Origin of the sequence: Mesorhizobium sp. M1E.F.Ca.ET.041.01.1.1, from assembly GCF_003997355.1 — a bacterium.
In the GTDB taxonomy this organism is placed as follows: domain Bacteria; phylum Pseudomonadota; class Alphaproteobacteria; order Rhizobiales; family Rhizobiaceae; genus Mesorhizobium.
This window is the reverse complement of sequence record NZ_RZSL01000214.1, coordinates 1-9,248: the sequence shown is the minus strand read 5'-3', so window position 1 is coordinate 9,248 and position 9,248 is coordinate 1. Positions and strand designations below refer to the sequence as shown.

Annotated in this window: 10 protein-coding genes and 1 tRNA gene; 5 read left to right on the top strand and 6 right to left on the bottom strand. The window is 61.7% G+C overall.

What is annotated here, in order from left to right:
* The coding region (locus EOA38_RS18430; protein ID WP_148669485.1) for an NAD(P)H-binding protein at window positions 1–365 on the bottom strand (365 nt) is incomplete at its 3' end.
* Window positions 355–822, bottom strand: a complete 468-nt coding sequence (locus EOA38_RS18425) for a nuclear transport factor 2 family protein (protein WP_127299882.1) — start codon at window positions 820–822, stop codon at window positions 355–357. The genes EOA38_RS18430 and EOA38_RS18425, both read right to left, overlap by 11 nt.
* Before the next feature lie 59 nt (window positions 823–881).
* Between EOA38_RS18425 and EOA38_RS18420 the strand changes: the two genes are divergently transcribed.
* The gene (locus EOA38_RS18420; protein ID WP_127299881.1) at window positions 882–1,493 is read left to right on the top strand and encodes a TetR-like C-terminal domain-containing protein; all 612 of its coding nucleotides are present in this window, start codon (window positions 882–884) and stop codon (window positions 1,491–1,493) included.
* A gap of 286 nt (window positions 1,494–1,779) precedes the next feature.
* Here the strand turns inward: EOA38_RS18420 and EOA38_RS18415 are convergent, their stop codons facing one another.
* Complete coding sequence (locus tag EOA38_RS18415) at window positions 1,780–2,235, bottom strand: MarR family transcriptional regulator (protein ID WP_210212971.1); 456 nt, start codon at window positions 2,233–2,235, stop codon at window positions 1,780–1,782.
* A 280-nt stretch (window positions 2,236–2,515) separates the two neighbouring features.
* Between EOA38_RS18415 and EOA38_RS18410 the strand changes: the two genes are divergently transcribed.
* Both EOA38_RS18410 and EOA38_RS18405 read left to right on the top strand, forming a co-directional pair.
* Entirely contained in the window at window positions 2,516–3,343 is an 828-nt protein-coding gene (locus EOA38_RS18410; RefSeq protein WP_127299880.1) for an alpha/beta hydrolase, read from the top strand.
* A gap of 90 nt (window positions 3,344–3,433) precedes the next feature.
* Entirely contained in the window at window positions 3,434–4,216 is a 783-nt protein-coding gene (locus EOA38_RS18405; RefSeq protein WP_127299879.1) for an alpha/beta hydrolase, read from the top strand.
* 272 nt (window positions 4,217–4,488) lie between these two features.
* On the opposite strand, the gene EOA38_RS18400 is transcribed toward EOA38_RS18405, so the two are convergent.
* Window positions 4,489–5,358 (bottom strand): NmrA family NAD(P)-binding protein, encoded by an 870-nt coding sequence (locus EOA38_RS18400; RefSeq protein ID WP_127299878.1) that lies wholly within the window; start codon window positions 5,356–5,358, stop codon window positions 4,489–4,491.
* A 120-nt stretch (window positions 5,359–5,478) separates the two neighbouring features.
* Between EOA38_RS18400 and EOA38_RS18395 the strand changes: the two genes are divergently transcribed.
* Window positions 5,479–6,372 (top strand): LysR substrate-binding domain-containing protein, encoded by an 894-nt coding sequence (locus EOA38_RS18395; RefSeq protein ID WP_127299877.1) that lies wholly within the window; start codon window positions 5,479–5,481, stop codon window positions 6,370–6,372.
* Window positions 6,373–6,835: 463 nt separating this feature from the next.
* Here EOA38_RS18395 and EOA38_RS18390 read toward each other — a convergent pair.
* Both EOA38_RS18390 and EOA38_RS18385 read right to left on the bottom strand, forming a co-directional pair.
* A tRNA-Arg gene (locus EOA38_RS18390) sits at window positions 6,836–6,912 on the bottom strand.
* Between the two features lie 159 nt (window positions 6,913–7,071).
* A complete protein-coding gene (locus tag EOA38_RS18385; RefSeq protein ID WP_126090760.1) occupies window positions 7,072–7,977 on the bottom strand; it encodes a LysR substrate-binding domain-containing protein in 906 nt (301 codons plus the stop codon).
* Window positions 7,978–8,137: 160 nt separating this feature from the next.
* Here EOA38_RS18385 and EOA38_RS18380 point away from each other — a divergent pair, with 160 nt between their 5' ends.
* Window positions 8,138–9,043: an alcohol dehydrogenase catalytic domain-containing protein gene (locus EOA38_RS18380; RefSeq protein ID WP_189434728.1), complete on the top strand. Its 906-nt coding sequence runs from the start codon at window positions 8,138–8,140 to the stop codon at window positions 9,041–9,043.
* Window positions 9,044–9,248: the final 205 nt, after the last annotated feature.

Below are 9,248 nucleotides of genomic sequence, written 5' to 3'. Positions count from 1 at the left end.
GTCCATTCCGGAGCCTTTCGCTGCAGATAGGCATGAACCTGCCCCATCATCGGCCCGCCGGCTTGCAGTGACGATGCGCTCAAGAGCACGAAACGCTGAACGCCACTGGAGAGCGCGATGTCGAGAACAGGCGGCACGATCGCTCCGTGGTCGCTACTGTCCGTCGGCGCGACGATGTAAACGGCGTGGATGCCTTCGAACGCGCGCCGGGCAAGTTCCGGCTGCTGCCAGTCGAAGGCGACGTCGCTTTCTGTTGCGGGCTTGCGAGTGCCGATCTTGGGAGTGGTGCCGCGTCCGACGAGCTTATTTGCAACGAGGCGTCCGGTCTTTCCCGTGCCGCCGATAACGAGGACCTCAGCCGTCATGTTTCGCACCCTTGGTCCGAGTTTCATTTGCCGCGTGCGAACCAGCTGAGGCCGCAAGCACCACAAGCGGATTCCAGGAGTCGCGATAGCGAGCGATCCGACCATCTTTCAGGTCGAGCATTGACACATAGTCCTGGTCGTAACGAGCGCCTGTTTGATTGGCGTATCCCTTGCAGCTGAACTCGATCGCGGCCGCGTCGCTCTGGGCTGAAACAAGAACCCGGCCGAGGGCCATGGACTCGATCGTGATCAACGTCGCGACCGTCGGAAGATAGGCTTCGAGCGCCGCCTTGCCGTCGAGCCTGCTGGTCCCGCCTGGCGGCGTGAACGGGAATTCGAAGAGAATGTCGTCCGTGCACATATCGAGGAAGGTTCTGGCGTCAGGGGCCAGCACGTCTCCCAGGGCCTGCCGAAGCAGGGCGGAAAGACTGGGGAAGAGATCGTGGTTTGTGGTCACGCGTCTTTACTCCTTCTGGATGGAACGATATCGTTCCGTTCATATAGGGGGATAGCTGGATGGAACGCAAGAGTATCGACGAAAATTTCCGACGGAAGCCGACCGGGGCCGCTGTCATGCGATCCGATCTGACGGATGCGCTCTACCGGGCCTTCTTTGAGGAATGGGCCGAGCATGGGTACACTGGACTGAGTCTGGAACGCGTTGCGGCGCGGGCGGGTGCGGGCAAAGCCGCCATTTATCGTCGCTGGCCCTCGAAACTGGCTATTGCCTCAGAGGCCGTCGAAAAGCTTGGCTTGGCCTTGACCGATGTTTCCGACCGAGGCGGACTGACGGAAGAGCTTGAGGCCTATCTTCTCATGATGCGGCGGGCGCTCAGACATCGGCTTGTCAGAAGAATTCTGCCCGACCTCTATGCGGAGGGCGCGCGGTCCAACGAGCTCGCGCCCTTGCTGGCGAAATTCGCCGGCGCGCGACGTGGCGCCGGTGTTGCCATGATCGAGCGCGCTGTCAGCCGCGGTGAGTTGCGACACAACATTGATCGCGAACTTGCCTTGGACCTGGTACCTTCGGTTCTCTATTGGCGGATGATCATCTTGAAACGGCGGGTCACCAGAGAGCAAATCGGCCGGCAGGTGAAAGCTCTTGTCGCCGCTCTGAAGGCGAGCTGACTCCGGCTTGCTGCAGGCCCAGCTTCGTCGAGAAAGTTCGGCTGGAATTCGGTGAACTCAAGGCACAATTTGCTTACGTTCGCCAGGGCCAATTCAAACGTGTATCCGCTTTGTCAGCATGCCTGTCGCCCGTGGTCTTGCTCGCAGGAGCGTATCGGCAGCGCTTCATGCGGTTGGTACCGAAGTCAGCCAACCTGCTGCAAGTTAGCAGACGCTCATCTTCATATCACCTTTAGAAGGGGTCGTTTGTGGCAGAGGGCGAAATGCTACCTTACGCAGACATCTCTTAGGACGACTCTGACCTTTCGTCGGCGCCGCGCTGGAGCCGCTGCTGCACGAGCAGCATCTTGTCTTGCAGTTCCTTCAACTCATCCGCGGAAAAGCCCAATGCGCCCGCGACGCATGCAGGAACGCGCTTCGCCTGTTGCTTCAGCGACTTCCCCTGCTGCGTCAGGCGAATTCGCACCTGCCGCTCGTCTTTCGGGTCACGCGTCCTCGAGATCAGCTGTAATGCCTCGAGCCGCTTTAGAAGCGGTGTCAGTGTGTTCGATTCCAGCGACAGCGCCTGACCGATTTCCTTCACGGTCTGGTCGTCCTGCGACCATAGGCTCACCATCGCCAGATACTGCGGATAGGTGAGGCCGATTTCGTCGAGGAGCGGCCGGTAGAACTGATTGAAGGCGTGGCCGGCTGAGTAGATCGAAAAGCATAGGAAGTTCTCCAGCTTCAGGAGGTCCGACATTGGGTTGGTCCTTTCCAAGGGCATTTGTCTCATCGTCCTAAAATAAATCGTGTACGCTTTAATCGCAAGCGCTTGACAGCGGGAACGGTATAAACTAGATAGATCGTGCACGATTTAATCGTCAACGAGTGAAAAGGAAATGAAGCCCATGGGCCGGAACACATTCGAAATCACCCGCCGGGACACGCTCTTTCTCGGGACGGGCCTCGCGGCCTTCATGGCCGCCCCAACGCAACTTTTCGCCGCAACTGCAACGCTCAACTCACAAGGAGATTTGATCATGAGCACCATCACCACCAAGGACGGAACGAAGATCTTCTACAAGGACTGGGGTCCGCGCCAGGGACAGCCCATTGTGTTCGCGCATGGCTGGCCGCTCTCTTCGGACGCCTGGGATGCCCAGATGCTTTACTTCGGAGGGAAGGGCTTCCGTGTCATCGCCCATGACCGGCGCGGCCACGGCCGTTCCGATCAACCCTGGGACGGCAACAACATGGATCAGTATGCCGACGACCTTGCCGAGGTCATCGAAGCGCTCGACCTGAGGAACGCCGTGCTCGTCGGTCATTCCACCGGCGGCGGCGAAGTCGCACACTATATCGGCCGCCACGGAACCGGCCGCGTTGCCAAGGTCGTGCTTGTCGGCGCCGTTCCCCCGCTGATGCTGAAGACCCCGCAAAACCCCGAAGGCACCCCGCTTGAGGTGTTCGATTCCATCCGTGCCGGTGTCGCGACCAATCGATCGCAGTTCTACTACGACCTGACGATACCCTTCTATGGCTTCAACCGTGAAGGCGCCAAGGTGAACGAGGGCTTCCGCGAGAGCTTCCGCCTCCAGGGTCTCGCCGGCGGCATCAAGGGCCAGTACGATTGCGTTCGCGAGTTCTCGGAGGTCGACTACACCGAGGATCTGAAGAAGATCGACAGGCCGACGCTGATCATCCACGGCGGCGACGACCAGATTGTCCCAATTGCGGCAGCGGCCGACAAGGCAGCGAAGCTCGTCAAGGGCTCCACCTACAAAGTCTATGAGGGCAGCTCGCACGGGCTCGCTCAGCTCGAGGCGGACCGCTTCAACGCCGACGTGCTCGAATTCGTCAAGGCCTGATCCTCATCCGTGAAAACACAGCTCCCTCAGCCGCTTGCCTTCAGGCGGTTGGGGGAGACGACCACCACTATCAATCCAAGGAGATAAACCATGCGTAATTCGATCATCGCTTTGGCTGCCCTGGCGGCAGCCTCCACCGCAACCGGCCCGCTTATCGCTGCCGAAGACAACAAGCCGACAATCGTTCTGGTTCACGGCGCCTTCGCCGATTCATCGAGCTGGAACGGCGTTGCCGATCTTCTGCTCAAGGACGGCTATCCCGTCGTCGCCATCGCCAATCCGCTGCGCAGCGTGAAGTCGGATGCCGACTATGTGTCGCGCGTGGTTGAGAACATCGGAGGGCCGGTCGTTCTTGTCGGCCACTCCTATGGCGGCGCGGTGATCTCGACTGCGGCCAATGGCGCCGAGAATGTGAAGTCGCTGGTTTATGTGGCCGCCTTCGCTCCCGACGCCGGTGAATCGGCGGCCGATCTGGCCGGCAAGTTCCCCGGCGGCACGCTCGGCCAAGCGCTTGCGGCCCCGGTCAAGCTCGCGGACGGCAATGTCGACCTCTATATCGACCAGGCCAAGTTCCACGGCCAGTTCGCCCAGGACGTTCCTGCCGAACAAGCCGCGCTGATGGCCGCAGGCCAGCGTCCAATAACGGAAGCGGCGCTGACCGAAAAGGCGGGAGAGCCGGCCTGGAAGGCTTTGCCGTCGTGGTTCGTCTATGGCGATGCAGACAAGAACATCCCGCCAAAAGCCTTGGGCTGGATGGCCGAGCGGGCGCACTCGAAGGGAACGGTCGTCATCGAGGGCGCCTCCCACGTCGTGATGGTTTCTCGTCCCGACAAGGTGGCTGACCTCATCGAGAAAGCGGCGACCGCAGAGTAAGCCACAGGCACCGGCGGCATGACTGCCGCCGGTGCCTCGTCTCCGTCGCGCTTCCGAGCATCGGCAATTCTTGTCCCGAGCCGCCTCCGGTCGAAAAACGTGAGCGACCGCCTTCGGGAAGTGCCGCGAAAGTCCGGGAAGGCGCGAGCACGACCGTCAGCTTGGTACCGCGTGGTGTCTGCTTTCGGGCAGTAGCAAGGGCACCATTCGACGCCGCGCTTTTCGTCGACTGGCTGCTCGACGCTGCGGCTCGCGATCGCGTGGCGCGGCCTTTAGGCCGCGCTCGCGATCCCGGCCGCAAAGTCGCGATAGGTGTGCAGGGGGCGGCCCAAAATACTGGTCAGCCGTACAACGTCATCGGCCTCCGGGATCATGCCGTCGCTGACATAGCGCTCGGCCATCAGGCGCATCTCGTAGGCCGTCCATTTCGGCATGAAGCTCGCCATGTTCTGCTCGAACGCGCCGGGATCGTCGCCTCCATAGACCACCGGGCGACCCAGAAGGTCCGACCAGATCTTAGCCACGTCGGGGCCGGTCAGCGTGTCGGGGCCAACCACGTTGATGGTCTCGATCGGCAGCTTGCCGGGTGCGGAGTCGCGGCGGATCAGCTCGATCGCGGCTACTTCGGCGATGTCACGGGCGTCGACCATGGCTACGCCCTTGCTGCCGATCGGCATCGGATAGACGCCGTGCTCCACGATAACGTCCTTTACCATCGACTCGTTGTCGATGAAGTAGGTCGGACGCAAGATGGTGGCGCTGAAGTCCATCTCCACCAGCATGCGCTCGGCGCCGAACTTCACGGCGAAATGCGGGACGTTCACCGCCTGATCGGCTTCGAACACCGAGAGATAGACGACACGGTCGACGCGCGCTTCGCGAGCAACGTTGAGCGTGATGATCGCCTGGGCAAATTCGTCACCCGTGACGGCATTGAGTAGGAAGAGCGTGCTTACGTCTTTGAAGGCGCTGCGCAGTGCATCGATGTCGAGGAGATCGCCCTTGGCGACGTCGACACCGGTCGGGAAGCTGGCTTTCGCGGGGTCGCGGGTCAGCACACGCACCGTCGCGCCGCGCTGAAGGAGTTGGTCGACGACATGGCGGCCGACGCGGCCGGTGGCACCTGTAACGAGGATGGTCATTGGGGGGTCACTTTCTGTTTGAGTTAAAAGGCACGCTCAAAATGAGTGATCCACATTCATCCCGATAGATGGTATGTTTGGACAGGTCGTCTCATTGATGGAACAGCAAAGAACAAAATCGTGGATCTTCTCGCTCTTGCCGACTTCAACCTGGTAGCCCGCCACGGCGGATTCGGAAAAGCCTCGCGTGCCGCCGGCCGGCCAAAGGCGACTCTTTCCAGACGCGTGGCCGATCTCGAGGCAAGTCTTGATCTGCGCCTGTTCGAACGTGGTGCGCGGACGCTCAAGCTCACGGAGGAGGGACGAGCCCTGTTTGAACGAACGGGCTTTCTGCTCACAGAACTTGATGAGACGGCGAAAGCGGTCGCTTCGGGCGGCCGTAGCCCGCGTGGCCGGCTACGCATCAGCGCGCCACTGCTCTTTTCTCAGACCGCGATCGGAAAGCTCGCGGCCGGCTTCGTCCTTAGATATCCGGAGGTTCGGTTGGAGATCACCACGGAAGACAGGGCCGTGGACATGATCGAAGAAGCCTACGACCTCGTCATCCGGGTCAACCCGGAGCCGGATGCCACCCTTGTTGGGCGAGTGTTCCTGCGCGATCGGCTGGTGGTGGTGGCCAGTCCGCACCTGACGCCCCCAGCCTCGGGAAGTCTCGTTCCCGCGATCAGTCGAGGCTCGTTGAATGAGTCCGAAGCCTGGCAAGTCACGACCTCGTCTGGCAAGTCGACGATTAACGCCAAGCCAGTGCTCAGCCTGGCGTCGTTCGTCATGGTCCGGGATGCGGTGCGCATGGGGCTCGGCGCCGCGCGCCTCCCGTTGTCGCTTGCAAGCGGCGATTTGGCTGCCGGCACGCTAGTGCATTGGGGGGATGTGTCAGGGCCCGAGACGGCGCTTTGGGCCCTTTATCCCTCGAGGCGTTTGCTCAGCCCCCGCGTGTCAGCGTTCCTCGACTACTTGAAGGAAGCCTTCCCGCAGGGGACGGCTGATGAATTGGCAGCCTATGTCGCGGACTGAACAATTCGGCCGACCTATGAACCCACCTCTGCAGCGATCAAAACGGCGAACAAGACAAGCGGAGTAAGTGGGAAAACTCCCGGTGGCGCAGCACGCTCAACACCGCAGCCGCCATGGTGACGACCGTTGGTGCCAGCGCAACGCGTGTTTCTGACCCGAGAATCTGCGAAGCAGACCGACCGCTTTCGGTCCCATTTCGGTCATCTCCGAGATCCGGAAGATTGGACCTGCGGCGGGGCCAAACTCTCCCCGTTGTGCGTTGCCCACATGGGCAACGCTCAACCTTCGTTTTGAAGCTCGTTCGCCGGAAACTCACGTTTCGCACTGCTTTACCCGAAAAACTGCGGGACGTTGGCGACATGGTTTTGCCCAAACTCGGGTTCTCAGCGCTTACGCCGCTCAGCCCTAAAGAACTTCAGGCAAGCAAAGCGTAGGGCTAACTTCTTGATGCGCAAAGAGAAATTGGCGCACCCGACAGGATTCGAACCTGTGACCTCTGCCTTCGGAGGGCAGCGCTCTATCCAGCTGAGCTACGGGTGCTTCCGGGAAGCCGGAAAACGAACCGGCCGGTGAGCCGGCCAGCCACGGCTTCTTAGCGGAAGCGGCGGCGGGCTTCAACGGCCAAGTGCCTCATATGTGAAATCGCTGCGCGATCCGGCCAACATATCCGTTTGAGCCGAGGCAACTGCCGCTGTTCAGCTAACCCGGTCGAGACTTCCGGCTTTCCGCAACCCGGTTGGCCTTGAGGAACTGGCGGACGGAAGGCGCGGGGTTGCGCTGCCGCCATGCCAACCAATAATCGATCGTGTGCTTCCACCACGGCAGCGACCTGAGGACCAGGCCCGGAGTTTCGGCGCGCGCGATGCTGGCTTGCGCGAAGGCGCGCCCGGCGCCGGCCTCCACGAGACCGAGCAGCGCCGAGAGCTGCGCAACTTCATAACGGATGTCGGGATGAAACCCGGCATTTGAGCATTGCTGCAGGAACCGGTCGCGCCAATACGCGTCGCCTTCTCTTGGAAGTGCCACCCACGGGCTTGCCTCAAGATCGCTCGGGGTGATCGATCGCCTCGAGGCCAGGTTGTCCTCCGTGGATACGACAAGCCTCATGCTGTCGGACAGCAGCTTGCTGCTGGCAATGCCGTCGGGCCATTTGCGCGGCGTGTAGAGGATTGCGATATCGAGCTGATTGTTTGCGAGTGCGCTGAGCTGGGTTTCCGTGCTGGCGGCGACAAGATCGACGACAAGTGACGGAGCATGAAGCCGGAGGTTCCGCAGATGAGCGCTGAGAACCCCGCCTTGCATGGCGCCATCGACGTAGCCAACGCGGATACGCCCGCTCTCACCGCTCGACAGCGCGCGCGCATGGCGGACCAGGCCATCCGCCTGGGCGACGACGGCCCTCGCGTCTTCGGCCACTGCCGCGCCGATCGGAGTTAGGGCAATCCGTTGGCGTTGGCGGGCGAACAGTTCGACGCCGAGCTCGGCCTCCAACTCGCGTATCGCACGACTCAGAGGCGGTTGCGAGATGTGCAGCCGTTGCGCCGCGCGTGTGACGTGCCCGCAATCGGCGACCGCCAGGAAATAGCGCAGGTGCCGAAGCTCCATTTCATACCCATGAGGTATCAATTAGATCCAAATCGGTCTTTGACTGTATCAATTCGAAGCGCGACCTTCCAGCCTTGATTGATCGTGGACGGGAAGCCTGATGAAAGCTGTCGTGTTTGATAGGCCCGGAGTTGCTGAGGAGGTTCTCAAGAATAGGGACATGCCTGTTCCCGCATGCGGCCCCCGGCAGGCCCTCGTGCGCGTCACGGCTCGCGTTGTCCAGCCGGCCGACTGGCTCTTCGTCGCCGACAAATATTCGACGAAGCCGTCTTATCCGCAGGTCGCCGGATTCGATGGGGCCGGCATTGTCGAGGCGATCGGCGCTGACGTGCGTGAGCTGGAGGTAGGGCGGCGCGTCGCATTCCGAAGCCCGGGCGCCTGGGCCGAATACGCACCCGTGCCGGTCGAGCGTATCTATCCGGTTCCGGCCGAGTTCGCGCAACGGCTCTCCGACGATATCGTCTGCCAGTTTCCGCTCAATCCGCTAACCGCGTGGGGCCTCTTGGACCTGGCCTCCGTCAACGCCGGGGAGCGGGTGCTTCTTACCGCGGCGCGGTCCGTCGTCGCCGCCGTGGCCGGTCAATTGGCCCGCGAGCGAGGAGCCGTCGTCGAAAGGCTCTATCGCCATGACGGGGGCTATAAGCTGCGCGATTGGGAAAACCGGACGATAAGCATCGGCGATAGCGTCGCCGATGCGCTCGCGGACGCCAAGCCGTACGACTTGATCCTCGATCCCGTAGGGGGGCCCGACACGTTGGCCCTCATCGCGCGCGCCGCGCAAGGGGCAAGCCTGTTTTCCTACGGCGTTCTCGACGATCGCCCGATCGAGATCAAGGCATCGACCTTGCTTTACAGAGCGCTGCGCTGGCGGGGCTTCGCCGTAAGTGTCTGGCAGAACAAGGCAAGCGCCGAAACCTTGGCCACTGCAGCGAGGGACTGCTGGTCCATCCTTTCGCGATATCCCGAAAAGCTGCCCGTCGTCGCCCGATATCGCCTCGAAGAATTCGCTATGGCGTTGCCTCGCGCCCGGACGAGTGCGGGCGAAGGCAAGGTCGTGCTCATCTGATTTGCGACGGAGCAAGCGCGGTGCCTGACACATTCAACCCGGCTATCGGCAAGTCGCCGCGGGCATGCTTCAACGGCCAATTCGGATGGTGGCATATTAAGGCACCGGGACGGTGGCACGAGCTCCGGCATCAGAAGGTCAGAGCGTCGGTGGTCGAGGCGGCTTGCGGACTTGCCCCGGCTTAGCGCTTACTGATGCCGGGGCA

What these genes read in the sequence shown, in the direction of transcription:
- EOA38_RS18420 (WP_127299881.1), top strand. Translation starts at nt 882, where the DNA reads ATGGAACGCAAGAGTATCGACGAAAATTTCCGACGGAAGCCGACCGGG.
- EOA38_RS18380 (WP_189434728.1), top strand. Translation starts at nt 8,138, where the DNA reads ATGCCTGTTCCCGCATGCGGCCCCCGGCAGGCCCTCGTGCGCGTCACG.
- EOA38_RS18400 (WP_127299878.1), bottom strand. Translation starts at nt 5,358, where the DNA reads ATGACCATCCTCGTTACAGGTGCCACCGGCCGCGTCGGCCGCCATGTC.
- EOA38_RS18385 (WP_126090760.1), bottom strand. Translation starts at nt 7,977, where the DNA reads ATGGAGCTTCGGCACCTGCGCTATTTCCTGGCGGTCGCCGATTGCGGG.
- EOA38_RS18410 (WP_127299880.1), top strand. Translation starts at nt 2,516, where the DNA reads ATGAGCACCATCACCACCAAGGACGGAACGAAGATCTTCTACAAGGAC.
- EOA38_RS18415 (WP_210212971.1), bottom strand. Translation starts at nt 2,235, where the DNA reads ATGTCGGACCTCCTGAAGCTGGAGAACTTCCTATGCTTTTCGATCTAC.
- EOA38_RS18405 (WP_127299879.1), top strand. Translation starts at nt 3,434, where the DNA reads ATGCGTAATTCGATCATCGCTTTGGCTGCCCTGGCGGCAGCCTCCACC.